Below are 25,990 nucleotides of genomic sequence, written 5' to 3'. Positions count from 1 at the left end.
CTACAGATTCTCAACCCGGCTGGACAGATCGGACATCAGCTCATGCTCGACGTCGGCGCAGAATTTCTCGGTTTTATATTGATAAAGAGCATCAATCGCTTTACGGGTACTCTCATCCACGTTGCCGCGCACCCCGGCATATCCCGAAGCGTTGGAAAGCAGGCCATTAAAATAGGCGATGCGTTTTTGGTAACTTTGCGGATTAATATTCTTTAATGAATTAACCCGCTGCTGACAAAGCGCGATGCGTTGCTCATCGGATTTATCATTAGGATTGTTCTGTGAGATTTTTTTCACGGAATTCAGTTTTGTCTTGCTCCCGCCCGCACAGCCAGAAAGCGCCATAAAAGACAGCAGAAATAGGGTCAAACCCGCCCAACGGCGCCCGCCGCAAGCATTAATCATCGTTATCATTCCGTTTATAATCCTTTAATTGTCACTTAGGTCATCATTATGTGGCGAACGGCAGCAGCACATGCCTTAATTTGATTAATCAAAATGGGTTAGGCAGCGAAAAATCCCTATTCCGCAAGGTGATAGGATAATTCACTACCGGTGAAATTGTTATTTAATTGTTAATCAATTAGGCTTAAACGCGAACTAAACGCGAATAAGAAACCCAATCACTCGTGAACAGAAAATCACTAAACAACAATAAAAACAATGAATTATGTTTTATATTTTGTTTCTAAAGGGAAATGCATCATCTGCTGCCTCAGAGCGATATTAGCAAAACAATATTGTGAATTGTAGGTGCCACCCTATTTCCCCCGATCTAATATCTCGCATATCGTTATTTATATAGTGATTTATACTGGATAATATTTGTATACGATCTATTGATTTTAAAGCAAATATATTTCTTTTTCCTTTTGGTTTTATATTCTGAATTTGACTTAATTTAATAAAATCTATTTCCAAGCAATACTATTATTTGCAAGAATATTCCCAGCAACACGCCACACGTAAAAATCGCATTTTATTTACCAGAAAATCCATTATCGATTTTCCAAATATCGTTATTTCTCATAAATAACGGATGTCGGCGTATTGCCCAGAGCAAAAGGATCTGGCTCCAACCGCACGGACGGCGACATGGCGTTGCCGCCGCCGCGGGGGATTTAGATGTGCTGTTCTTTTTATTTAAAAACTCTCTACAGGAACCTGAGAAATGAAACTGAATAAATTAATGCTGGCAACCGTGATTGCTTTCGCTTCCGCATCTGTTGCTCATGCCGCATCTAATCAGGGCAGCGGTAAAGTCACCTTTACCGGCGAAATTATCGATGCGCCATGCAGCGTCGCGCCGGAATCCGTTGACCAAACCGTGCCGATGGGCCAGATCAGCAGCCGCATCCTGGCCAACCAGGGTAAATCCAGCATGCAGCCTTTCAACATCGAACTGAAAGATTGCTCCATCTCCACCATGAAAAACGTCAAAGTGACCTTTACCGGCACGCCTGATCCGGTCAACAACAAACTGCTGGCCCTGAGCGGCACGGCAACCGGCGCCGGCATCGTGATCTACGACAACCTGCACTCCAAAGAGGTGGAACTGGGCACCGCGACCGACGGTCAAGGCCTGAACGACGGCGACAACTCGCTGAAATTCGCCGCTTATCTGCAGGGCAGCAGCGCCTCAAGCGCCGTGGTGCCGGGCGACTTCACCAGCGTGGCGAACTTCACCCTGGCTTACCTGTAATACCCCACAGGGGATGTCTCAGGGCATCCCCCGCTTTATTGCATGCCGAGGATACCGGCAAGGGAACAGGGAAAGACAGGGAGACGCCAGCATGACTATCCGCCTTTGCGGCCTGTTGCTCATCGCGCTCAGCGTCGGCAGCGCGGCGGCGGCAGCGAAAAATCAGGGCCACGGCAAAGTCAGCCTGGGCGGCACCATCGTTGAAACGCCGTGCGGCATCGCCAGCGACAGCCTGGATCAAACCGTCGATTTTGGTCTGATTTCCATGACCGACGCCTCGCAGGACGGGCAGTCGGTGCTGATCGGCAGCCGCCGCCATTTCACGATCAAACTGGTGAACTGCGAGCTGGCCAGCCAGGTGAAGCCTGACTTCATCTATCGCGCGGCCAACGTCACGTTCGACGGCACCGCCGACAGCGGGGATCCGTCCCTGCTCGGCGTTTACGGCGAGGCGAAGGGCGTGGCTATCGAGCTGTTGAACGATGCCGGCGCGCCGATCCCGCTCGGCAGCACGACGGCGGATTACCAGATCGTCGCCGGCGACAACACGCTGCGCTTTGGCGCGCAGTTGCGCCTGCATCCCGACAAGGCGCGGGCGGGCGGCTTCAGCTCTCTGGCCAAATTCACCCTGTCTTATCTCTAGCGCCGGCGGGCGCTGCACAGCATTACGTATTCAGGTCGTACGGATGACCTGCTATTGGGCGCGGACTTGCCATGAGTGATTATGCTATGACGTCATTACTGACACGGAAACACCTACCTCTCCTCGTCATTCTATCTTTCCTCTGGGTGCGTCCGGCATTTTCCGCCACGGAATTCAATACCGACGTCCTGGATATCGGCGAGCGCAGCAAAGTGGATCTTTCGCGCTTCTCCGACGCCGACTACGTCATGCCCGGCGCTTATTTGCTGGACATCAAGATCAACCAGAAAACGCTGCCCCAGCGCAGCATTCAGTATTTCCCGTCACCGGATAACAAGAGCGGCAGCCAGGTGTGCCTGCCGCCTGACCTGGTGGAAAAAATGGCGTTGAAAGAAGAAGCGGCCAAAAAAATCACCCTGTGGCACGACAACCAGTGCGCCGACATTCGCGGCATCAAAGGCGCGACCATCTCCGATCGCATCGGCGGCGGCGTGCTGGCGATCACCATCCCGCAGGCGTGGATGAAATACTCCGATCCCGACTGGACGCCGCCCGAGCAGTGGGACGACGGCATTCCCGGCCTGCTGCTGGACTACAACCTGAGCGGCCAGTTAGGCAAGCAGAGCCACAACAACAACACCGCCCAGAACCTGAGCAGCTACGGCACGCTGGGCGCCAACCTGGGCCCCTGGCGCCTGCGCGCGGACTACCAGGCCAATTATAATCAGCAGGCTGGCGATCGCAGCACCGGTTTCGACTGGAACCAGATCTACGCCTATCGCGCGCTGCCGATGCAGGCCGCCAAGCTGACGCTGGGTGAGATTTATCTCGACTCCGGGGTGTTCGACGCCTATCGCTTCACCGGCCTCAACCTGGCCAGCGACGAGCGCATGCTGCCGCCCAACCTGCAGGGTTATGCGCCGGAAGTGCGCGGCATCGCCAAGAGCAACGCCAAGATCACCGTTTCGCAGGAAGGCCGCACGCTGTACGAAACCACCGTGCCCGCCGGGCCGTTCGCCATTCAGGATCTCAACAGCTCGGTGCGCGGCAAGCTGGACGTCAAGGTGGAAGAACAGGACGGCACCGTCTCGACCTTCCAGGTGGATACCGCCACCATTCCTTACCTGACCCGCCCGGGCTACGTGCGCTACAACGTGGCGCTCGGCAAAACCTCGGCCTACGACCACCGCACCCAGGGCCCGCTGTTTTCCGCCAGCGACTTCTCCTGGGGGCTGAGCAACGCCTGGTCGCTGTATGGCGGCACGCTGCTCGGCGGCGACTATAACGCCTGGGCGCTCGGCCTCGGCCGCGATCTGAACGTGTTTGGCGCCATGTCGCTGGACGTCACCCAGTCGATCGCTCGCCTGCCCGGCGAGCCGACCGCCAGCGGCATGTCGTTCAAGCTCAACTACGCCAAACGCTTCGACGAGCTGAACAGCCAGATCACCTTCGCCGGCTACCGCTTCTCGCAACGTAAATTCATGAACATGTCGCAGTATCTGCAGGAGCGCTACGGCGATTACGACAAGAATTACAACGGCCGTCAGAAAGAGCTGTATACCATCACCGCCAGCAAAACCTTTATGGCGGAAGACAGCGCCAGGGCGATCACCACTTATCTGACCTACTCGCACCAGACCTATTGGGACGCGCGAACCCAGGATCGTTACGGGCTGTCGACCAGCAAGTTGTTCAGCATCGGCGATATCAGCAACATCACCGCCTCGCTGTCGGCTTACCGCACCTATTACCAGGGCCGCACCGACGACAGCGTGATGATCAACTTCACCGTACCGATCGGCGATCGTCGGCGCGTCGGCTATGCGCTGCAAACCAACAACGGCGACGTCACGCAGACCGCGTCGTACAACGACTACAGCGATCCGGACAATACCTGGCAGGTCAGCGGCGGCTTTAACCAGTCCGGCAAATCGCTGGCGCGCGGGTACTACACCCACAACGCCTCGTTCGGCTCGCTGAACGCCAGCGCCTCTTACCAACAGGACAGCTACTCGTCGATCGGCGGCTCGTTCCGCGGCGGTCTCACCGCGACCCGGCACGGTATCGCGGCGCATCAGAACTCGAGCAACGGCGGCAGCCGCATGATGCTCGACACCGACGGCATCGCCGGCGTGCCGATCAATAACGGCCGCGCCTACAGCAACCGTTTCGGGCTGGCGGTGATTTCCGACATCACCAGCTACTACAACACCGACACCCGCATCGACGTCAACAAGCTGGCGGACGACGTCGAAGCCACTCGCGCCGTGGTGCAAGGCACGCTGACCGAAGGCGCCATCGGCTACCGCCACTTCGAGGTGGTGAAAGGCAGCAAGCTACTGGCCACCATTCGCCTCGCGGACGGCAGCGAACCGCCGTTCGGCGCCGCGGTGCTGAGCGAGAAAGGCCGCGAGGTCGCGGTGGTCAACGACGGCGGCTCGGTCTACCTGACCGGCGTGCAGCCGGAGGAAAAACTGGACGTCGCCTGGGAAGGCCAACGCCGCTGCCGCATCGTGATCCCGGGCGCCGCCAAGCCGCTGGACCAGCTGCTGCTGCCGTGCGCCACCCTGTAATCCGTAACGCTGAGAAATAATGACATGAACAAACACCCGATAACGCTACTGACCGCCGCCGGCCTGGCCCTGAGCGCCGTACTGCCCACCGCCGACGCGGCGATATCGCTGGATCGCACGCGCGCCGTCTATGTGAGCGACGCCAAATCGATCAGCCTGAATATCGTCAACGAAAACAAAGAACTGCCTTTCCTGGCGCAGTCCTGGCTGGAGAACGAGCAGCATCAGAAAATCACCTCGCCGCTGGTGGTGCTGCCGCCGTTGCAGCGCGTGGAACCGAGCGAGCGCAGCGTGGTGCGCATCACCAAGACGCCGGAGGCGGATCGCCTGCCGCAGGATCGCGAGTCGGTGTTCTACTTCAACCTGCGCGAAATTCCGCCGAAAAGCACCAAAACCAACGTGATGCAGCTGGCGCTGCAAACGCAGATCAAGCTGTTCTACCGGCCGAAGGCGATTGTCGCGCCCAAGGGTGAAGTGTGGCAGGAAAAGCTGGTGTTCCGTAAAAGCGGCGGTGCCATCACCGTCGACAACCCGACGCCGTTTTACATCACCCTGACCGGCATGACGCGGCAGACGCAAAAACAGGGCGGCGGCGCGATCGGCGGTTTTCAACCGCTGATGCTGAAGCCGAAATCCAGCGGAAGCCTCAAGCTGCACGACACCGGCATGAACAGCTTCGTCATCACCTACATCAACGACTACGGCGGCCACCCCGAGCTGCGCTTCGCCTGCAACGGCAGCGTTTGCACCGCCGTGCCCGAGAAAAAATAAGGAGATCCAGCATGGCTGAATTCACCGATCGACTGCGCCCGCTGCTGCTCGGCGCGCTGTTGTGCGGCGGCGGCGCGCTGGCGGCAACGCCGCTGGGCGTGATCGAAGGCACCACCGGCACCGTCAGCTTTCACGGCGGCCTGCTCAGCTCTCCCTGCAGCCTGACGCCGGACAGCCGGGATCAGTCCGTCGATCTGGGCGACGTCAGCGCACGCGACTTCCGTAACGCCGGCGATCGCAGCGCGCCGGTGCGTTTTCGCCTCTCGTTCCGCAACTGCCTGCTGGGCGCGCGCGCGCTGGCGGATAATCCGGCCGGCCCACGCAACGGCGACGCCGGCCGCCTCTACCTTCAGGGTGAACAGGCCGCCACGCTGGTGTTTCTCGGCGAAAGCGACGTCGACAACCCGTCGCTGCTGAAACTGAACGGCGGCGTACAGGGCATCGGCCTGCGGCTGCAAGACCAGCAGGGCCAGGCGTTGGAGCTGAATCAGCGCAGCCGCCCCTACATTCTGCAACCCGGCAGCAACACCCTGTGGTTCAGCGCCAGCGTGGAATCCACCCAGCGGGCGGTGATGGCCGCCGGTTTCGCCGCCGTGGCGCACATTCAGGTGATTTACCTGTGAGGCTCGAGAACGCGATGAAAACACAACTGACCAAACTCTGCCTGCCGCTGGCGATCGCGCTGGCGGCCCCCGCCGCCTGGGCCAACGGCTACGTCACGCCGGACGGCGGCCCCAAACAGTTCTATATCGATCTGAATGAAAGCAACATCACCAACCAGGTGGGGTTCACCAAACTGTTTCCCTATGATCTGGGCGGCACCTATACCGGCAAGGTGTATTGCGATACCCCTATCCCCACCAGCCCGCACTTTTACAAGTCGGATTCGTCGTTGCCCCCCTCCGACTACGGCAACGGCTATTTAAAGCTGAATGACTTTTTGGATTTAAAAGCCGAGGTGTGGATTGCCGGCAACAAGAACGCCTACGTCACCGTGCCTTTTTACAACGAATCGAATTTGCTGAGCCAACACCGCTGCCAGCCGCCGTACTTACAGGTCAACAACTACGGCAGCGGCTCCAAAGGCAAGATCACCTTCCGGGTGCGCAAAAAAATCATTAACGGCGTTGAGATTAACGATCGGCAGATCATCGAGATGTACGGCCGCCTCGGCTCGACCGACGGCGGTTTCGGCCCCAATCCGATGGCGCAGGTGTTTATCCAGTCCGCGATCCTCTACGTGCCCGATAAATGCGTGGTGAACGAAGGCCAGTTGATCAACGTGGAGTTCGGCGAGATCGGCGGCAGCGATCTCAACGGCTCCAACTACCCGCAAAGCATTCCGGTGCGCTTCCAGTGCGAGGGCGGCAGCTTCGAGGACGGCACGCTGAATATCAAGCTGGCGGTGTCGGGCACGGCGGCCTCCTTCAGCAACGAGGTGTTCAAAACCGACAAGAACGATCTCGGCATCCGGCTGACGCACAACGGCCAGTTGGTTATCCCGAATGAGTTTTACCCGGTGCCGAACATCGGCAACGGCGGCTCCTGGAACCTGGTGGCGGCGCCGTTCGCCAACGGCGGCGCAGAGATCGGCGAAGGGGAATTCAACGCATCGGCCACCATCGTGGCGGCATTCCAGTAACCGAGGGAGGAACGGAAAATGCGTCTACGCGCTTTAGCGCTGCTGAGCTGCGCGCCCTGGTGGTTTGCCGCCATGCCGGCGGCGGCGAACACCGAACTTATCGGTGCGCCGGTGCAGTTCCACGGCACCGTGGTGAGCCGCCCGTGCAATATCGAACCGCAGTCCGCCGATCAGCTGGTGGAAATGGGCACGGTGATCGTCAAAACCCTGTACCGCTATGGCCACACCACGCCGGTGCCATTCAGCATCAAGCTGATCGACTGCAAGACCACGGTATTCAAATCCGTCAGCGTGACCTTCAGCGGCGCCGAAGACGGTGAGCTGCCGGGCAAGCTGGCGATCAACAACGGCGCGAACGGCGCCGCCATCGCGCTGTTCGATCATCAAGGGGCGGACATCGACCTGAATAAGGCCACCAGCGCCGTCGCGCTGCAAAACGGCCCCAACAGCCTGAACTTTACCGCCTATGTGCAGGGGCGGCCGAGCGCGATCCAGAACCAAAGCATTACCGAAGGCGAATTCACCTCCGTCGCCAATTTTGTGCTGGCGTACCAATAAGCCCCGCACCGCCCAGGGAAATCAGGAAAACGACCGGCGCGCGAACGCCGGCAATGGGTCGTCACCGTTCGCTCCGGCGCGGCGCCACGGCCTTTTAAGGAGCCACCCATGCCAGATATTCGCTTCACGCTGTTCGACAGCGATAACTTCTACCAGCAGGGGCTGCGTCTGCTGCTGCAGGATTATCTGCACTCCCTGAACGAATGCCAGCGCCTGTACCCCCAGTTCTCGCCGCTGGCGCTGCAGGCGTTGGATAACATCGAAATCGTGTTCCGCACGCCGGAAGAGCGCTGGGGCTGCGCCTGCTGTTACCAGAGCCCCTACGGCATCCCGCGCCAGCGGCAGCTGACTTTGCTGATCCTCGACGACGCGACCCAGCAACAGGTGAAAAACCTGCCGCCGCTGTTCAGCATCCACCGGCGCGATTCGGCCTACGCCATCCGCCTCAAGCTGCAGATGGCGCTGGAAAAATTTATCCAGCATCCGTGGATGGCGCTGCACGCCGCCGGCATGTGGAAATGCCAGGCCTGCCGCATCGCCGCACTCAGCCACTGCGAAAAAAAAGTGCTGGGGTTGATGAGCAGCGGCATGTCCGCCTGCAGCATCGCCGGCCTGCTGCAGCGCAGCCAGAAAACCATCAGCGCCCATAAGCGCTCGGCGATGCGCAAGCTTAACGTGCGTAAAAACAGCGAGTTGAATAAAGTGCTGCTGAATCAGCGTGGGCTAAGCTGACTGACAACGGACTCGCGAGTACCGACAGAGTGGTTTACTCTGAATACTCATTTTCGCACTGCAAAGCGAGCCGGAATCCATGCCCAGAACAGCCAAAGTCGTTGACGTCCCCGCCCTCGGCGAGCTCGATCGCCAGGCAGGCCAGCTAAGCCACCAGCTGGCGCAGGCCCTGCGTCAGGCCATCCACCGGGGCGATCTGAAAGCGGGCGATCTGCTGCCCTCGACGCGCCGGCTGTCGGCGGCGCTGACTCTGGCGCGCGGCACGGTATTGGAGGCCTTTGCTCAACTGACGGCGGAAGGCTTTCTCGAACCGCAGCCCGGTTCCGGCACCCGAGTTGCCCACTATCAGACGCCACGCCGCGCGCCGCATGCCACGGTGCAGGCGAGTTCAGCGGTAGCGGCTCCGCTTTCTTCACAGGCGCAGCATCTGGCGCGCTTTGCCACTCAGGCGCGAGCGCTGCCGCCGGTGCCGTTCACTGTGTCAGTGCCAATCGGCGATACCGCGCCCGACGATATCTGGCGGCGGCTCGGCAACCGCATGCGCGCCCGCGGCCCCGGCGCGCCGTCGGGCTACGGCGATCCGCTGGGCGCGCTGCCGCTGCGCGAAGCCATCTGCGACTATGTGCGCCGTTCCCGCTCGGTAAACTGCACGCCGCAGCAAATCCTCATCACCTCCGGCACCCAACAGGGACTGTATCTGGCCACGCAGATCCTGTTGGACGCCGGCGACAGCGCCTGGGTCGAAGATCCTGCCTACGCCGGCATTACCGCCATTTTCGATAGCCTGTTTCGCGATCGGCGCATGATTAGGGTGCCCGTCGCCGACGACGGCATCGACGTCGCCGCCGGCGTGCGCCTGGCCGCCAATGCCCGCGCCGCCTTTGTCACGCCGTCGCATCAGTATCCGCTGGGCATGCCGATGAGCATGGCGAAAAGAAGCGCCCTGCTGGCCTGGGCCAGAGAGCGGCAGGCCTGGATCGTGGAAGACGATTACGACAGCGAGATGCGCTACGCCGGCCACCCGTTCCCTTCGCTGCAGGGGCTGGCGCCCGAGCGGACGCTTTATCTCGGCACCTTCAGCAAGGTGTTGTTCCCTTCGCTGCGGTTGGGTTACGCCATCGTGCCGCCGCCTCTGGTCGACGCCTTTTGCGGCGCCAGGATCCTGATGGATCGTCACCCGCCCAGCGCGGATCAATACGTGCTGGCCGCCTTTATTGCCGAAGGGTATCTCGACCGGCATATCCGAAAAATGCGCGGCGTCTACGCCGAAAAACGTCGGGTGCTGATCGAGGCGATCAACGCGTACATCCCGGCTGAACTGGCGGTGGTGCAGCCCTGCGATCAGGGCATGCACATGGTGCTGTGGTTGAGGAAAGATCTCGACGACGTGCGTGTCGCTCGGCAGGCCAACGAAGCCGGGTTGGCGCTGCGGGCGGTGTCGCCGATGTATGCGCCCGGCCAGGGTGAGCCGGGCCTGGTGCTGGGGTTGGGCGGTTACGCCGACCGCCAGGTGCAACAGGCGGTGGAACGGCTCGGACAGGTGATCCTGGCCTGCGTCGGCAGCGGCGCCTAGCGGGAAAAACGTTTGGCGCCGAACACGCAAACCACCACGCCGGCCATCACAGCGATCATCATCGGCTGGACGGCTTCATGCAGCAGCCAGCCCGCCAGCGCCAGGCCGAAGAACGGCTGCAGCAGCTGCAACTGCCCGACGGCGGCGATGCCGCCCTGCGCCAGGCCGCGATACCAGAAAATAAACCCAATCCACATGCTGAACACCGAGACGTAAACCAGCGACAGCCAAGCGGCGCCGCTGACCACGGGCCAGGCGGCCGGTGCCGCCAGCCAGGTGGCCGCCAGCGTCAACGGCAACGCCACCACCAGCGCCCAGGAGATCACCTGCCAGCCGCCGATCCGACGCGACAGCACCGCCCCTTCGGCATAACCCAGACCGCACAGCAGCACCGCGCCGACCATCAGCGCATCCCCCTGCCAGGCGCCGCCGCTCCCCTGGCTCAGCGCGAAAGCGCCCACCAGCGCGGCGCCGACGCCCGAAAAAACCCAAAAAGCGGGCTTGGGCCGCTCTCCGCCGCGCAAGACGCCAAAACCGGCGGTCGCCAGCGGCAGCAGGCCGATATACACCAGCGAATGCGCCGACGTGGTGTGCTGCAGCGCCAGCGCCGTCAGCAGCGGAAAACCGATGACTACGCCGAGCGCCACAAACAGCAGCGGCGGCAAATCGGCCCGCGTCGGCCGCGCCTGGCGGGTGATCAGCAGCGCGCACAAGGCCAGCAAGGCGGCGATCGCCGCCCTGACCGCCGTCAGAAACAGCGGATCGAGCTCCAGCACCGCCACTCGCGTGGCGGGCAGAGAACCGCTGAAGATAATCATGCCAAGAAAACCGTTCATCCAGCCCTGGGCCGAATGCCCGGCGGCGGGATGTGCAGGGGTAACAACGAGAGTTTTTTCAGACTGGCTGTCCGTCATGTGAACGCTCCGCACGCCTGAGGCATACCGAAATCGGCAACCCGCGAGGCGATGTCATAGTGAAAGAGAACATCGTTCCCCGGCGTCGCCTGCCGGGGCTGCGTTCTATTTTTCAGATAAAGCGGTTCACAGACAGGTCCAGATAGCGAGATTTTCACTGTGCCGGTTGCCAAAGTGCGCCGCTAACGCCAAAGAAGGGCGTTTTTCGGGCTGTCCTTGGCCGTTTGGCGGCTCTGCCTGCGGGGTATCATGGACTTTTATGCGTTTTTGCAGAACAGGACAAGGTGCGGCGCCGTGGTGAAACCCTTCTTACGCAGTGGCAGTTTGGATGATGTGCTAGCTTTAGGCGAAAACGGGCAATCGATCTACGCCTGCGCGCAGCAGCTGCGGGAAACCCTGCGTCTTCGCCGGCAGCAGCAGGCCGCCGACTGTCTGGCGATCCCCCAGCCGAACGAAAGCGGCACCCGCATCGACTGGTATGCGCCCTTTCCGGGCAAGGTGACCTCCTGGCTGGCGGCGAGCGACGCCCAGCGCGCGCAGGCGGTTCGCCATCTGGAACACTGCCTGACGACCTTCCGCAGCCTGACCGAACAGGCCCGGGCAACCGATCACCCCGGCCATCGCCTGTTCGGCGCGCTGCTGACCAAAGCGATGCATATTCCCGATCCCAACCACGTCTACCTGGTGGACGATCGGCCGGTGCTGACCTTTTGGGGCTTTATCAAACCGCAGGCGCAGAGCCCGGACGATCCTTTAGCCTGCCTGCGCCCTGCCGAAACGGAGGTAGAAAAACCGGCGCCGATCGCCGCCGCTCCGCGCAAACCGGCCGTTGTCGAGCCGGCCAAATCGGCTCCGGCGGCAGAGCCTGAACCGGTGCCCGCCCCGGCGACGCCCGTCGAATCCCCTGCCGCTGTTCGCCCGCGCCGACGTCACGCCTTCTGGCTGTTACCGGTACTGCTGCTAGGCAGCGCGGCGCTGGCCGCCTGGCTGCACCGCTCGCCGCCCCCGCAACCGGCGATGCCTGCGGAGGTGCGCCATCCGGCGCCGCCGGAAAAAACCGCCGCGCCATTGCCCAAGCTGCGCTTGCCGCTGGCGCACGCCACGCTGATGCCGCCGCCCCCGGCGCCGGCCATCCCGCAACCGCTGGACAAAAATGCGCTGGTGCTGCCGCCCGAGGCGGTGAAGGCCGGCTCCACCCGTTTCCTTAACGGCAAATGGCGCGCCACGGTGGCGCTGAAAGATCCGATCACCGGCAAGCGCCCCAGCCTGCAATACCGCCTGAACGCGGGCAAAGGCAGCGCCGTCATCGCCTACGGCGACGGCGTCACCTGCCGGGCGGCGGTCGAGGCCGGGCTGATGCAGTCCGGCAATCTGGTGATCAACAGCCGCACCAAGGCGCGCTGCAGCGACGGCAGCCGCTATCAGATCCCGGAAATCGTTTGCCGCCAGGGCGAAACCGGCGCGGCGGAGTGCACCGGCCGCTACGATGCGGACACCACCTATCCCATGACGTTCAAGCGCGAGAGTAAATGATGCTGGCCCCCCTAACTGACTACAAACACGGCATTACGCTGATTCAGGACAGCGGCATTCAGTTTCTGGACTTTGCCCTGACGCCGCGACTGGACGCCGAGTTTCCCGGCAAATTCGTGCGCAAGACCGCCAGCGGCCCGCTGCTGCGCCTGCAATGGGAGGCCGAGAGCGGCAAATACCAGTTGCCGGCCGTGGGCGACCAGGCCGCCGAAGTGGTGCGGCCGGAGTTCAGTTATCCGCTGCAGCAGTCGCTGCACCTGCTGGATAAGCTCTGGCTGCCGCTGCCCTTCTTGCGCCACACCCCGGCGGGCCTGTTTTTGTCGGGCCCGGACAACTGGGCGCGCCTGCAGGTGGTGCAGCTGGATGAACCGGATCAGGACGGCAACCTGCTGCGGGTGGTGCTGGCCTTCGACACCCGCGCCGCCGCGCCCGGCCAGGAAGCATTGGCGCCAAGCGAGAGCGATCTCGGCGCCGGCCTCAGCTTCGCGCTGGCGCACCGCAACCACGAGCTGGGCGAGTTCCTCGATCTGACCTGGGTGGACGGCTGGCTGCGCGAGGCGTTCAGCCAGCGCGCCGCCGAGCGGGAACAGCGCACCGAGGCGGAGATCAACGCCGGGCTGAAAACCTTCGAGTATCAGGCGCACTACCTCAACCTGTTGCACATGCTCGGCCATCAGTTGACGGTACCGCAGATAAAAATGGCGGCGGCGACGCTGCAACAGCCGGCGATCGACGTCGATCTGGTGCTGGACGTCGGCAATTCTCACACCTGCGGCGTGCTGGTCGAGGACCATCCGGAAGAGAGCAACGGCCTGAAGCAAACCTATGAGCTGCAGCTGCGCTCGCTGTCCGAACCGCACTGCGTCTACAACGAACTGTTCGAGAGCCGGGTGGAGTTTTCTCGGGCCTCGTTCGGCAAGCCGCATCTGTCCTTCCAGAGTGGACGCGACGACGCCTTCCAATGGCCGTCCATCACCCGCGTCGGCCGTGAAGCCGCGCAATTGGCGCAGCGACGCGAAGGGCATGAAGGCACCACCGGCATCTCCAGCCCACGGCGCTATCTGTGGGACGAGGAGCGCTATGCGCCCGGCTGGCGCTTCAACGAACGGCACGAGCCGATGGCCGCCGCCGCGCCGTTGACCACCTTGATCAACGACGAGGGCGTGCCGCTGTCCGCCCTGCCGACGTCCCAACGGCTGCCGGTATTCGCCGCCCATTACAGCCGCAGCGCGGTGATGAGCCTGATGCTGAGCGAGCTGCTGGCGCAGGCGCTGATGCAGATCAACAGCATCGCACAGCGCAGCCGCATGCCGAACGCCGCCGCGCCGCGCCGTTTGCGCGCCATCATTCTGACGCTGCCTTCGGCGATGCCGAAGCCGGAGCGCGAGATTTTCCGCCGCCGCATGCAGGAGGCGATCGGGCTGGTGTGGAAGGCCCTCGGCTGGCACCCGCAGGATGCGCCGTTCGACGGCGCGCGCACCCACTTCCCGGCGCCGCAGGTGCAGATGGAGTGGGACGAGGCCACCTGCGGCCAGATGGTCTATCTGTACAACGAAACCCAAGTGAACTTCGCCGGCCACACCGACGCCTTTTTCGCCGCCATGGCCCGGCCCGACCGGCCGCTGGCGCCAAGCGAACAAGCGGGCAAAACGCTGCGCATCGCCTCCATCGACATCGGCGGCGGCACCACCGATCTGGCGATCACGCACTACTCGCTCGACGACGGCGTGGGCAACAACATCAAAATCAACCCGCGCCTGCTGTTCCGCGAGGGCTTTAAGGTCGCCGGCGACGACATCCTGCTGGACATCATCCAGCAATTTGTTCTGCCCGCCGTGCAACAGGCGTTCGAAGCCGCCGGCGTGAGCGCCGCCGCGGCGCTGATGGACAAACTGTTCGGCAACGAAGGACGCATGGACGGGCTTTCCACCCTGCGTCAGCAGGCCGCGCTGCAGATCTTCATGCCCGCCGGACGCGCGCTGCTCAGCGCCTATGAAGAATACGATCCGCTGGACAGCCGGGCGGAAATCGCCGCCAGCCTGGGCGATCTGCTGCCGCAGCCGCCGACGCCGCAGGTGCTGGCGTTTATCAACGGCGAAGTGCAGCGCGAAGCTGACAGCAACGCCTTCGATATCCTGCACACCCCGCTGGTGATCCGCCTGGCCGATCTGCACGCCGCCTTCTTGTCCGATCGCATCGGCATCGGCCGCTGCCTGCGCCTACTGGCTGAGGTGGTGGCGCTGTACACCTGCGACGTGCTGCTGCTGACCGGCCGCCCGGCGCGCTTCCCCGGCGTGCAGGCGCTGCTGCGCCACCTGCAGCCGCTGCCCGCCAGCCGCATTCTGCCGCTGGAGGGGTATCACACCCGCAGCTGGTACCCGTTCAACAAACGCGGCCGTATCGACAACCCAAAATCCACCGCCGCCGTGGGCGCCATGCTGTGCCTGCTGGCAATCGACCTGCGGCTGGAGAGCTTTTACTTCAACGTCGGGGATTTCCAGCCCTACTCCACCATTCGCTATCTGGGCATGCTGGACGGCAACAACATGCTGGCGGACGATAACGTCTATTACCGCGACATCGATCTGGATCGCGCCGATTTCGCGCTCGATCCCGCCGGCAGCTTCCAGCTGCGCGGCCCGCTGCGCCTGGGCTTCCGCCAGTTGGACAACGAACGTTGGCCGGCCTCGCCGCTCTATACGCTGACCATCAATGACGCCCAGTTGGCGCGTAAGCTGGCCGGTGACGCGGTGATCGGCCTGCGGCTGGCCATCACAGCCAGCGCCGAACAGGGCGCCGAAAGCGTCAAGATCGCGCAGGCGGTGCTGGCCGACGGCAGTGCCGTCCCGGCGCACCATCTGCAACTGAAACTCAATACCCTGGCTGCCAGCGCCTCCGGCGCGACCCACTACTGGATAGACAGCGGGAGCATTTACCCACGATGAAAGCGACTACCACCGTCCAATCAGCCCCAAATAACGCGCTCAGCGCCGGCATTCTGCAGGCGATCGACTGGGTGGACGCCGCGCGCCGGCAGTCCGCCCGTTTGGAACAGGAGGCGGATCGCCTGACGCTGCGCCTGCGCCGTTGCCATAATCGCGCCGTCCAGTTGGAAAACACCCAGCCTGCGCAGGTCGCCATCGGTTTGTATGGCCACAACGCCGCCGCCAAGGCCCACCTGCTGGCGGCGCTGGCCCCTGGCGCAAAGCGCTTCAGCGCGGACCTTTCGCTCGCGGTGCGCTACTGCACGGCGGCCGAGGCGGGGCCCGCCGAGTATCCGATCGCCCTCGCCCTGCTCAATGAAGCGCAGTGGCTGGCCATCACGCTCGATGCCGCCGCGATGGGCGGCTTCCGGCTGGACTGGGACGCCCGCGCGATCGCCGGCCATCTGCAAACGTTGGCACGTCACCGCCAAGCCGTCGCCCCCGACGGCCTCAGCGACAGCGATGTGCTGGCGCTGTGGGATAGCCAACGCCGCCACGGCGACAAGGGGCAACAGACGCTGGACAGGCATTTCTGGCCGCAGGCCGTGGCGCTGGCGCCGCAGCTGAGCATCGACGATCGCGCGCGCCTGTTTGCACCGCTGTGGGGAGAAGAAGCGACGCTGACGACGCATTATCGCCAGCTGGCACATACGCTGCATGCCCTCGGTGACAGCCGGCGGGTTCATGCCCCGCGCCGCGCCTTGACGCTGCTGACCGCGAGCGCCGCACCGGAAAACACGGCAATCGTCGTGATGGCCGAACACGGCGGTGAACGGGAGATCGCGCTGAGCGATCTGGCCTGGCTGACCGCCGAAGTGACCACCGGTCTGCCGCAGACGGCGCAGGCGGGCCTGCCCGCCGACGTGGCGCTGATCGACCTGCCCGGCAGCCGCGCCCGCCCGCAGGCGGAGCCAGCGCAGCGGCTGCAACAGGCGAAACGCGCCCATTTGCTGACCCGCTGCGCGGACGGCCTGCACGCCAACCTGCTGCTGGTAACCGATGCCGCCGCCGCGCCGCAGGACGCCGCGCGCATCGGCCAGGCGCTCGCCGGTTGGGTCGACCACACCCAGGGGGAAACCCCGGCGCTGCGCCAACGCCGCAAACCCGGTTTAATTTGGGCAATCACGCCGTTCGACTCACGCCAGGAAGGCAAACCGCGCCCTGACGACGCCGTTCAGCGTCAGGTCGGCGAACCCGGTGACAGCTGGGCCACGCTGCTAGCGCTGGATGAGCAGGATTGCCGCCGCATGGTGAACTACCTGGCCGCACAGGCGCGCCCGGCCCACAAGCAAGCGCGCCTGCTCGAGCTGCGCGAAGAGTTGCAGCGCGAGCTGACGGACAGCCTGCTCGGCAACTGGCTCACCGCCGCCGATCCGTACGCGACCCAGCAACGCGCCCAACAGCTGCTGCGCGCGCTGCAGGCGCAGGCCGGCCGCCACGGCGAACTGCTGGAACGACTGTTGCCCCAGCGCGATACGCTGCGCCAGCTTTACCAGCAACAGCAGCACGCCGCGCCGACCCCGGCGACGCCTGCGCCGTTCGGGCTCGACATCGATCTGTTCGGCGCACCGGAAACGCCGGCCTCCGGCGAGCCCCCCGCGTCACCCTTTGCCGCGCGGGTATTCGCGGATTGGATCAACCATCTGCGCAGCCTGCCGGACAACCGCCGGTTGCTGGATCTGCTCGGTGTCGACAAACCGCATCTCGAACTGCTGGTCGATGCGTTGATCGGCGCCGCCTGCCGCCAGCGGCTCGACGACGAACTGGAGCGCGCGCTGTGCGCCGGCGGCCTGCCGGAACAGGGAGAAGATCGGCAGATCAGCCAGGCGCTGGCGCTACTGGGCGACTTCGTCGCCTGGCTCGGCTTCCAGCGGCGCGATGTGGCAACGCGCCCCGAGAGCCGCGTCAATCCCGGCCAGCCGATCTTTACCCCGCCGCCGCAGCCGGCGGTGGACTGGAGCGGCCAGCAGCGGCTCACCCGGCTGGCGCCGACGCCAACCAAAAATACCGCGTTTTATATCTATGACTGGCTGATCGGCCTGCAGACTCTGCTGGCGGAAAATGCCGCGCAGGCGCAGCCCGCGCTGGCAGACGAGCAGCGCGGCGCACTGACGGCGATCGTCGCCGCCCTACGCGCTGTGCCGTAGCGGGCGCAAGCCGGGCCGGACACCGCCGCGCAGTCAGTGGCAGGCCGGACCGGCCGACATCACTTCGCGGAAATGGGTGACCAGCGGGCGCAGGTTGGCCTTGTGCCACACGGCCCACAGCTGCGTGGTGTATTGCATCCAGGGCAGTTCGCGCAGCACTACGCCTTGCGGCGCGTTATGCCGCAGGCTGTGCTGGATCAACGTCATCCCCAATCCGGCGGCGACCAGCCCCAGCGCGGTCAGCGGCTCGCCCGCCTCCAGCCGAATATCCGGATCGAACCCGGCCTTCACGCAGGCCGCCACGAAGTCGTCGCGCGAATGGGCATCCTCTTTGTGGATCACCGAGATCCAAGCCTGATCGGTGAGATCCGCCGGCTGCAGCGTTTCCCTGTCCGCCAGCGGATGCGTCTGCGGCAAGGCCAGCAGCATGCGATCGTCCAGCACCTGCGTATATTCAAAATCCGGATCCGCGCGATCCGGCGCCGTATTGACCAGCGCCACGTCCAGGCTGCGCTGCCGCAGCCCTTCCAGCTGCATGGAAGAAGGCTGGCTGTAAAGCACGATGTGCACATCCGGCCGGGAAACCCGCAGCGACCGCAATGCGTTCGACAAGACGCCGGAGTGCATCGCATTTTCGATATAGCCGATGCACAGCCCGCCGTCTTCCCCCCGCCCCAGGCGGCGCCCGAGCGATTCGAGCCGGGTGGCGTGCGTCAACAGCGCGCGGGTTTCGGCCAGAAACGTCTGGCCATCGGCGGTCAGGCGGATGCGCTGCTGATTGCGCTCGAACAGCATCAAACCCAGACGTTCCTCAAGCTGGGAAATCTGCCGGCTCAGCGGTGACTGGGAAATGTGCAGCCGTTCGGCGGCGCGGCCGACGTGCTCCTCTTCCGCCACCGCGACGAAGTATTTCAACTGACGTAAATCGATCACCTCAGACCTCAAAGGACTTAACTTAGACAAATTATGTCCTATCAAGTCACAACTTGCCAAGTTATCTTTAGCCTCGTGACGGGGCAGACGCTGTATGAGCCCCACAAGTTTCCCTGAAAAGATAACGTATTGAGGATTCACCATGAGCATCAAAAATATTTTACCCGGCAAGATCGGTTTGGGCGGCGCGCCGCTCGGCAATATGTACCGCGCCATTCCAGAAGAAGAAGCGCGGGCTACCGTAACCAGCGCCTGGGACTTGGGCATCCGCTACTTCGACACCGCGCCGCTTTACGGTTCCGGCCTGTCGGAAATTCGCATGGGCGAAGCGCTTTCTCAGTACCCACGCGATGAGTTCGTACTGAGCACTAAAGTGGGCCGCATCATGCTGGACGAAATGGAAGATCCCGCCGCCCGCGATCTGGGTGAGAAAGGCGGCCTGTTCGAACACGGTTTGAAAAACAAGATCCTGAACGACTACTCGGAAGACGGCACGCTTCGCTCCATTGAAAACAGCCTGAAGCGCCTGAAAACCGACCGTCTGGATATCGTCTGGATCCACGACGTCGCTCAGGATTTCTACGGCGACAGCTGGCTGGAACAGTTCAATATCGCCCGTACCGGCGCCTTCCGCGCGCTGTCCCGCCTGCGTGACGAAGGCGTGATCAAAGCCTGGGGACTCGGGGTTAACCGCGTCGAGCCTTGCGAGCTGACGCTGGCGCTCGATGAACCTAAACCGGATGCCTTCTTGCTGGCCGGTCGCTACAGCCTGCTGGATCACGAACGCGCCCTGCAACGCCTGATGCCGGAAGCGCTGGAACAGAATGTCGATATCGTCGTCGGCGGCCCATACAGCTCCGGCGTGCTGGCCGGCGGTGAACATTTCGAATATCAGAAAGCGTCCCCGGCTATTCGCCAGCAAGTCGCGAAAATCAAAGAGATCGCCGCTCGCTTCCAGGTAGACGTCAAAGCCGCTGCGCTGCAGTTTGCGCTGGCTAACCCGGCCGTCGCCGCCGTGATCCCCGGTTCGAGCCGTCCTGGCCGCATGGCCGAAGATCTGGCTGCGCTGGATGCAGTGATCCCGGCTGAGTTCTGGGCGGAGATGCGCCGTCAGAAACTGGTGGCCGACAACGCGCCGCTGCCGATTCGTTAAGTTTTATGGGGCCGCCCCCCGGCCCCATTACCCACATTACAGAGTGATATACATGATGAAACTGGATCTTTCAGGCAAAGTCGCCGTCGTCAGCGGCTCCACCTCCGGCATCGGCTTGGGCATCGCGCGCGGACTCGCCAAAACGGGCGCCACCGTGGTGATCGTCGGCCGTCAAAAAACCGGGGTCGATAACGCTATCGCCGACATCAGCGCCAACGTGCCCGGCGCGCAAGTGCGCGGCGTGGTCGCCGATCTCGGCACGGAACAAGGGGCAGAAACCCTGTTCGCCGCGGAGCCTAAAGCTGACGTGCTGATCAACAACCTGGGCATTTTCAACGATAAAGACTTCTTTACCGTGCCCGACAGCGAGTGGATGCACTTCTATAACGTCAACGTCCTCTCGGGCGTGCGTCTGGCGCGCCACTACGCGCAGAACATGACCGAACAGGGCTGGGGACGCATTATTTTCGTATCGTCCGAATCCGGCGTCGCCATCCCGGCGGACATGATCAACTACGGCGTGACCAAAAGCGCCAACCTGGCGGTGTCTCACGGCCTGGCGAAACGCCTCGCCGGCACCGGCGTGACGGTCAACGCTATCCTGCCAGGGCCAACCTTTACCGAAGGCCTGCAGGAGATGCTGGCGGAAGCGGCGGCCAAATCCGGGCGCAGCGCGCGCGATCAGGCCGACGAGTTCGTTAAAACCGAACGCCCAAGCTCCATCATTCAGCGCGCGGCGGACGTCGATGAAGTGGCCAACCTGGCCGTTTACCTTGCGTCCCCGCTGTCTTCGGCCACTACCGGCGCGGCGCTGCGCGTCGACGGCGGCGTCGTCGACACCCTGGCAATGTAATTCCGTACCCTAAACCGATATCAAGAGAGAAAGAAAATGGCTAATACATCCGTATCTATGAACATCCCGGCATCCGCCGACACCGTATGGCAACTGATCGGCGGCTTCGACGCCCTGCCTGACTGGCTGCCGTTCATCCCGAAAAGCGTCATTTCGGAAGGCGGCCGCGTGCGTACCTTAACCACCGCCGACGGCGGCACCGTCATCGAGCGGCTGGAAGCGTTCGACAACCGTCAACGCAGCTACAGCTACTCCATCATGCAGGCGCCGTTCCCGGTGGTGAATTACCTGTCCACCCTGTCAGTACACGCCACCGACGACGCCAACGTGGCGCGCGTGGAATGGTCGGGCAGCTTCACGCCGGTCAACATCAGCGACGACGAGGCCGTCGCCCTGTTCAGCGGCATCTACCAGGGCGGCCTGGATGCGCTGAGCGGCAACTTCCCGCGCTAACGCCGGTATGCTCAAGCGCTCGCGGCCGATGGTGAAAGCCATTGGCCGTTTTTTTTGGCTTTAGCTCTGGAGCAGGATAAATCCGCCAGCGCCGTTTATGCTGTAAAGGAGACTTCCGTTTGAGGAGATGGCCGTGCGCCCTTTCAGCCTGAAGACTATCGACCATGTGGTGCTGCGCGTGCGCGATATGCAGAAAAGCCTGCATTTTTATACCCAGATCGTCGGCTGTGATATCGCCAAACAGCGGCCGGATTTGGGGCTGATGCACCTGCGCGCCGGAGCGGCCATGATCGATCTGGTGGATATTAACGGCGTGTTGGGGAAAAAAGGCGGCGCGGCGCCCGATCCTCACCGGCAAAATGTCGATCACGTCTGCCTGCGCATCGATCCTTTCAACGAGGACGAGCTGCTGGCCTATCTGCGAGCGCAGGGGATCGGCGTGGATCCCGCCGAATCGCGCTATGGCGCTGAAGGCGACGGCCCGTCCATTTATTTCAGCGATCCGGACGGCAATCGCGTGGAATTGAAGGGGCCGGCGATCGGCTAGATCCTGGCGCTCCCGTTGATGTCGGACAGCCGTTGGCTATCCGTCACCCACAGTGACTTGTTTTTAAATTGAATGATGCCGTCCGCCGCGAGCTGCGCCAGCGCGCGGCTCAGCTGTCTGACGGAGATGCCCAATCTCGCCGCCAGCGCCTCCCGGTTTTCCAGCTCAATCAATTCCCCTTCGTTCTTTATCTTGAATAATAAAAATTTTCGCAGTTTATACTCCGCCGTAAAAACGCCGTTCGCATGCAGCAAAGAGGCATTCAGCAGCTTAGTGCTCAATTGCCGGCAGATAAAGGTGAGGAACGCCGGGTCGCTCAGGGCGTGATTGTTGATGGCCTCTATCGGTGCCGCGAGGAGCAGCGCGTCGGTCACCGCCTGCACGGTGCTGAACAGCGTGCGCTGCGTCTGGGAGAACAGCTCCAGATCGCCAATCACCGAGAAATCCGTTTCGAAGGAAAAGACAATGTGCGCGCCATTCACATCAAAATTCTCAACCTGCAATTTTCCCTGCACGAGAAAAAACAGGTGGGTCAAACGATCGCTTTGCGTCACCAGGTATTCGCCGGCTTCGACGCTGACCAGGCGCAGTACGGCGAGCAGCGTGGGCGAAAGCGCCGTTCGCAGATCGTGAGCGTCGATAAAAGCTTCTTTTAGCTTGCTGTCACCGACCGTTTTCAAGGCGATTCACTCCCAGGGCTCATCCTTAAACGTCTTACATCCTCGCTTTCGACTGCGTTCAGCATAGCCGACGCGCTTCAGAACGAAAAAGGACATCTGACCTTTTTTGCCTTAGGTCGTCTGGGTACTTTCTCCGCATAGCCCACCCGAGGAGATGGCCATGCGACATATTTTGATAGATACCGATACTGCTTCCGACGATGCCGTCGCGCTGCTGATGGCGTTGCGCGCACCCGACGTGAAGGTGGAAGCGATCACCACCGTCGCGGGAAACTGCCCGCTTGAACAGTGCGTCAAAAATGCACTTATCTGCGTGGAAAAAGCGGGAACCTATGCGCCCCCGGTTTATGCCGGCATGGCGAAACCGCTTTTCCGAACGCGTTATCATTCGCACCATATTCACGGCGAAGACGGCATGGGCGACATGGCCTTGCCCGATCCGCGCCAGAGCGCCGACCCCGTTCATGCCGTGGACGCCATCATCGACTGCGCCGCACGGCTCAATGGCGAGCTGGAAATCGTCACCCTCGGGCCGTTGACCAATCTCGCGATGGCGGTGCTGAAAGCGCCCACGCTGGCCGAAAAAGTGAAGAGGGTTTATGTGATGGGCGGTTCCGGGCTGATGCCCGGCAATATCACCCCGCTGGCCGAATTTAATTTTTACGCCGATGCCGAGGCCGCGCACCTGGTGCTCACTGCCGGGCTGCCGCTCACTCTCGTCGGCTGGGAGATCGGCATGGGGGAAGCGTTTATCGACGAACGCGATATAGAACGATTGAATAACCTCGGCGAACTGGGACGCTTTGCCGTGCGCTGCAATCGCGCGCTGATGGCGTTCAACGCACGGCGTACCGAACGCAAAGGGTTTGATTTGCCCGATCCGACCACCATGGCGGTGGCGCTCTATCCAGATATCGTCGAGACCAGTCTGGAGGCGTATTCATGGGTAGAATATAAAAGTGAGAGGTCTTACGGCCATTACGTCATTGATTCCACTCAGCTTACCGGCGAACCGGCCAATGCGCGCGTGATTACCCGCATTAAGCCCGGCCTGTTTAAAGAAAAACTGTTCTCGTTGTTATCTCAGCCGTTAATGAAATAAGTGACTCGCATGAAATTCGATCCAAGAAAATTGAAGAAAGTGGAATTACACGTTCATTTGGATACCTGTTTAAGCTACCACTATTTAAAAAAGGTCGACCCGCAAATAACCAGAACGGCATTTAATCGGCAATTTGTCGCGCCGAAACGATGCGCCGATCTGGGGGACTTTCTAAGCAAGATAGCGCCGCAAATAGATCTATTGCAGACACGCCAGGCGATAACGCTGGCCGTCGAGGACTTATTCGCGCAGTTGGCGGCGGATAATGTCATCTATGCCGAGCTGCGCTTCGCGCCGCTGCTGCATACCCGGCTGGGGTTAAGCGGTGAAGCGGTGGTCGAGACGGTGCTGGCGGCCATGCATCACGCCTCGCGGGCTTACGGCATCGCCGCCGGGCTGATCCTGTGCACGCTGCGGCATTTCGACGCGGCCGCCAGCCTGCAAACGGCGAAACTGGTTATCGATTATCAGGGAAGCGGCGTGGTGGCGCTGGATTTGGCCGCCGATGAAGCGCGTTACCCGCTGACCCACCATGTGGCGGCCTTTCGCGCCGTGCGTGCCGCCGGCGGCAACGTCATCGCCCACGCCGGCGAGGCGAAGGGCGCCGACAGCGTACGGGAAACGCTGGAGCAGCTACAGGTGTCGCGCATCGGCCACGGCGTCAGAAGCATCGAGGACCCTGCGCTCGTCGAGCGTCTGATAGCCACCGGCGTCCTGCTCGAGATCTGCCCCAGCTGCAATCTCGTCTGCAATCTGTTCGACAGCATCGACGATCATCCGATAGATCGGCTGAAAAGGATGGGAGTGCGGCTGAACGTGAATACCGATGCGCGCACCGTCGCCGACACCACGCTGAACAAGGAGTATCAGCTGTTGCATGACGCCTTCGGCTGGCAGGATGACGATTTTAACCGCAGCAACCGACAGGCGCTGGAGGCGAGCTTTCTCGACGGAAACACTAAAATGAAATTAATGAATCAGCTCAAGGCCGGGCCAATGTGACCCGGCACGTGTCAAGGCTGAGCGGGTTTTAACGCCCCTGCGCCGCCAGCGCCTGGGCGCAGGCCCAGGCCGAACTCCAGGCCCACTGGAAGTTGTAGCCGCCCAGCCACCCGGTCACGTCCACCACTTCACCGATAAAATAGAGCCCCGGCGCCTTGTGGGCCTCCATCGTCTTGGAAGAAAGTTCGTTGGTGTCAACGCCGCCGAGCGTCACTTCCGCCGTGCGGTAGCCTTCGGTGCCGTTCGGCTGCACGCGCCAGTTCTGCAACAGATCCACCAACGCCGCCTGTTGCGGCGCATTCAGTTGCTTCAGCGTCGCCTCCGGCAATTGTCCCAGGGTCTGCAAACACTCCACCAACCGCTTCGGCAAATGCAGCGCCAGGGTGTTTTTCAAGCTTTGGTTCGGGTGCTCTTGGCGTTGGTTATCCAGGAAGCCCGCCAGATCCAGCTCCGGAAGTAAGTTAACGCTCACATACTCACCCGGTTGCCAGTAGCTGGACAGCTGCAATACCGCCGGGCCAGAGAGACCGCGATGGGTGAACAGGATGCTTTCACGGAAGCTGACGCCGTTCTCGGCGGTGATCACCGCCGGCACCGACACGCCGGACAGCGTCTGCACATGCTCCAGCAGCGGCTTATGCAGGGTAAAAGGCACCAGCCCGGCGCGCGTCGGCAACACTCTGAGGCCGAACTGCTCCGCCAGTTTGTAACCGAACGGCGACGCGCCCAACCCCGGCATGGATAATCCGCCGCTAGCCACCACAAGTGAGCGAGCACTTACTTTTTCGCCATTGAGCGCCAGCTGGTAGCCGCTCTCGGTTTTCTCCACGCCCAACACTTCGCTGCGCAGGCGCATCGTCACCTGGCCCAGCTCGCACTCTTTAACCAGCAGATCCACCACCTGCTGCGCCGAATCGTCGCAGAACAGCTGCCCCAGCGTTTTTTCATGGTAGGCGATGCCGTAGCGGTTGATCAGATCGATGAAGTCCCACTGGGTGTAGCGCGCCAGCGCCGACTTGCAGAAGTGCGGGTTGTTCGACAGATAGGCCGCCGGTTCGGCGTACATGTTGGTAAAGTTGCAGCGCCCGCCGCCGGACATCAGGATCTTGCGGCCCGGTTTTTTGCCGTTGTCGAGCAGCAACACGCGGCAACCGAGTTGCCCCGCCTGCGCGGCGCAAAACATGCCGGCGGCACCCGCCCCAATCACTACGACATCAAACTGTTCCACCTGAGCCTCACTTATCAAAACCACAATCGCGACAAAAGAGCGCCATATTACGCCGTTTCGCCGCCGGTCACCGCCAAATTCACGGCGGCAGATTGTAAAGCCCCGGCGCCGCCAACGCCACAGTAAGAAAATATTACAGAGGTCAGAGGAGAATAACGCGTTGATATTCAATATTTTTGTTATAGGCGCGTCATCGTTTCGTCATGTCCAAATCAAAAAAACGTCATATTTTCCTTTTCCCCGGCCCCGGTTGTCACTGATAATGCG

Annotated in this window: 23 protein-coding genes; 18 read left to right on the top strand and 5 right to left on the bottom strand. The window is 62.0% G+C overall.

Features of this window, described 5'->3' with window-relative positions:
* Positions 1–345 (bottom strand): hypothetical protein, encoded by a 345-nt coding sequence (locus ACMGGK_RS00420; RefSeq protein ID WP_370446676.1) that lies wholly within the window; start codon positions 343–345, stop codon positions 1–3.
* A gap of 826 nt (positions 346–1,171) precedes the next feature.
* Between ACMGGK_RS00420 and ACMGGK_RS00415 the strand changes: the two genes are divergently transcribed.
* From ACMGGK_RS00415 to ACMGGK_RS00375, 9 genes are all read left to right on the top strand, one after another.
* On the top strand, positions 1,172–1,702 hold the full coding sequence (locus ACMGGK_RS00415) for a fimbrial protein (protein ID WP_015379342.1): 531 nt from the start codon (positions 1,172–1,174) through the stop codon (positions 1,700–1,702).
* A gap of 91 nt (positions 1,703–1,793) precedes the next feature.
* A complete protein-coding gene (locus ACMGGK_RS00410) occupies positions 1,794–2,345 on the top strand; it encodes a fimbrial protein (protein ID WP_016930414.1) in 552 nt (183 codons plus the stop codon).
* Positions 2,346–2,416: 71 nt separating this feature from the next.
* Positions 2,417–4,918 carry a fimbria/pilus outer membrane usher protein gene (locus ACMGGK_RS00405; protein ID WP_420276608.1) on the top strand — a complete coding sequence of 834 codons (2,502 nt, stop codon included), beginning with the start codon at positions 2,417–2,419 and terminating at the stop codon, positions 4,916–4,918.
* A gap of 24 nt (positions 4,919–4,942) precedes the next feature.
* Positions 4,943–5,689 (top strand): molecular chaperone, encoded by a 747-nt coding sequence (locus tag ACMGGK_RS00400; protein ID WP_420276607.1) that lies wholly within the window; start codon positions 4,943–4,945, stop codon positions 5,687–5,689.
* Between the two features lie 11 nt (positions 5,690–5,700).
* Positions 5,701–6,312, top strand: a complete 612-nt coding sequence (locus ACMGGK_RS00395) for a fimbrial protein (RefSeq protein WP_004930909.1) — start codon at positions 5,701–5,703, stop codon at positions 6,310–6,312.
* A 14-nt stretch (positions 6,313–6,326) separates the two neighbouring features.
* The gene (locus ACMGGK_RS00390; protein WP_016930417.1) at positions 6,327–7,331 is read left to right on the top strand and encodes a fimbrial protein; all 1,005 of its coding nucleotides are present in this window, start codon (positions 6,327–6,329) and stop codon (positions 7,329–7,331) included.
* 18 nt (positions 7,332–7,349) lie between these two features.
* Entirely contained in the window at positions 7,350–7,889 is a 540-nt protein-coding gene (locus ACMGGK_RS00385; protein WP_420276606.1) for a fimbrial protein, read from the top strand.
* A 108-nt stretch (positions 7,890–7,997) separates the two neighbouring features.
* Entirely contained in the window at positions 7,998–8,621 is a 624-nt protein-coding gene (locus ACMGGK_RS00380) for a LuxR C-terminal-related transcriptional regulator (protein WP_016930419.1), read from the top strand.
* A gap of 79 nt (positions 8,622–8,700) precedes the next feature.
* On the top strand, positions 8,701–10,194 hold the full coding sequence (locus ACMGGK_RS00375; protein ID WP_420276605.1) for a PLP-dependent aminotransferase family protein: 1,494 nt from the start codon (positions 8,701–8,703) through the stop codon (positions 10,192–10,194).
* Here the strand turns inward: ACMGGK_RS00375 and ACMGGK_RS00370 are convergent.
* Positions 10,191–11,108, bottom strand: coding sequence for a DMT family transporter (locus ACMGGK_RS00370; protein ID WP_028128293.1), 918 nt, complete (start codon positions 11,106–11,108; stop codon positions 10,191–10,193). The two genes, ACMGGK_RS00375 and ACMGGK_RS00370, sit on opposite strands and share 4 nt — an antisense overlap.
* A 294-nt stretch (positions 11,109–11,402) precedes the next feature.
* Between ACMGGK_RS00370 and ACMGGK_RS00365 the strand changes: the two genes are divergently transcribed.
* The 3 genes from ACMGGK_RS00365 to ACMGGK_RS00355 are packed head-to-tail and all read left to right on the top strand — an operon-like array spanning position 11,403 to position 17,772.
* The gene (locus ACMGGK_RS00365; RefSeq protein ID WP_420276604.1) at positions 11,403–12,641 is read left to right on the top strand and encodes an SrfA family protein; all 1,239 of its coding nucleotides are present in this window, start codon (positions 11,403–11,405) and stop codon (positions 12,639–12,641) included.
* Positions 12,641–15,586: a virulence factor SrfB gene (locus ACMGGK_RS00360; RefSeq protein ID WP_420277422.1), complete on the top strand. Its 2,946-nt coding sequence runs from the start codon at positions 12,641–12,643 to the stop codon at positions 15,584–15,586. Before ACMGGK_RS00365 ends, ACMGGK_RS00360 begins: the two co-directional genes overlap by 1 nt.
* Complete coding sequence (locus ACMGGK_RS00355; RefSeq protein ID WP_049300436.1) at positions 15,583–17,772, top strand: virulence factor SrfC family protein; 2,190 nt, start codon at positions 15,583–15,585, stop codon at positions 17,770–17,772. Before ACMGGK_RS00360 ends, ACMGGK_RS00355 begins: the two co-directional genes overlap by 4 nt.
* 33 nt (positions 17,773–17,805) lie before the next feature.
* Here the strand turns inward: ACMGGK_RS00355 and ACMGGK_RS00350 are convergent, their stop codons facing one another.
* Positions 17,806–18,705 carry a LysR substrate-binding domain-containing protein gene (locus tag ACMGGK_RS00350; RefSeq protein ID WP_016930425.1) on the bottom strand — a complete coding sequence of 300 codons (900 nt, stop codon included), beginning with the start codon at positions 18,703–18,705 and terminating at the stop codon, positions 17,806–17,808.
* 142 nt (positions 18,706–18,847) lie between these two features.
* Between ACMGGK_RS00350 and ACMGGK_RS00345 the strand changes: the two genes are divergently transcribed.
* The 4 genes from ACMGGK_RS00345 to ACMGGK_RS00330 all read left to right on the top strand — a co-directional run bounded on the left by ACMGGK_RS00345 (position 18,848) and on the right by ACMGGK_RS00330 (position 21,711).
* The gene (locus ACMGGK_RS00345; protein WP_016930426.1) at positions 18,848–19,858 is read left to right on the top strand and encodes an aldo/keto reductase; all 1,011 of its coding nucleotides are present in this window, start codon (positions 18,848–18,850) and stop codon (positions 19,856–19,858) included.
* A gap of 55 nt (positions 19,859–19,913) precedes the next feature.
* Positions 19,914–20,711 (top strand): SDR family NAD(P)-dependent oxidoreductase, encoded by a 798-nt coding sequence (locus ACMGGK_RS00340; protein ID WP_028127812.1) that lies wholly within the window; start codon positions 19,914–19,916, stop codon positions 20,709–20,711.
* 36 nt (positions 20,712–20,747) lie between these two features.
* On the top strand, positions 20,748–21,164 hold the full coding sequence (locus ACMGGK_RS00335) for an SRPBCC family protein (RefSeq protein WP_028127813.1): 417 nt from the start codon (positions 20,748–20,750) through the stop codon (positions 21,162–21,164).
* Positions 21,165–21,291: 127 nt separating this feature from the next.
* Positions 21,292–21,711, top strand: a complete 420-nt coding sequence (locus ACMGGK_RS00330) for a VOC family protein (protein WP_049300435.1) — start codon at positions 21,292–21,294, stop codon at positions 21,709–21,711.
* On the opposite strand, the gene ACMGGK_RS00325 is transcribed toward ACMGGK_RS00330, so the two are convergent.
* A complete protein-coding gene (locus ACMGGK_RS00325; RefSeq protein ID WP_049300434.1) occupies positions 21,708–22,391 on the bottom strand; it encodes a Crp/Fnr family transcriptional regulator in 684 nt (227 codons plus the stop codon). The two genes, ACMGGK_RS00330 and ACMGGK_RS00325, sit on opposite strands and share 4 nt — an antisense overlap.
* A gap of 160 nt (positions 22,392–22,551) precedes the next feature.
* Here ACMGGK_RS00325 and ACMGGK_RS00320 point away from each other — a divergent pair, with 160 nt between their 5' ends.
* A complete protein-coding gene (locus ACMGGK_RS00320; protein WP_420276603.1) occupies positions 22,552–23,493 on the top strand; it encodes a nucleoside hydrolase in 942 nt (313 codons plus the stop codon).
* A 9-nt stretch (positions 23,494–23,502) separates the two neighbouring features.
* A complete protein-coding gene (gene add, locus ACMGGK_RS00315) occupies positions 23,503–24,495 on the top strand; it encodes an adenosine deaminase (RefSeq protein WP_049300432.1) in 993 nt (330 codons plus the stop codon).
* A gap of 28 nt (positions 24,496–24,523) precedes the next feature.
* On the opposite strand, the gene ACMGGK_RS00310 is transcribed toward add, so the two are convergent.
* The gene (locus ACMGGK_RS00310; protein ID WP_016930433.1) at positions 24,524–25,723 is read right to left on the bottom strand and encodes an NAD(P)/FAD-dependent oxidoreductase; all 1,200 of its coding nucleotides are present in this window, start codon (positions 25,721–25,723) and stop codon (positions 24,524–24,526) included.
* Positions 25,724–25,990 lie beyond the last annotated feature (267 nt).

Source organism: Serratia sp. BNK-33-b (assembly GCF_048684565.1).
GTDB classification, from domain to species: domain Bacteria; phylum Pseudomonadota; class Gammaproteobacteria; order Enterobacterales; family Enterobacteriaceae; genus Serratia; species Serratia marcescens.
Note: the sequence above shows the minus strand (reverse complement) of the source record. Positions and strands in the feature narration are given on the sequence as shown.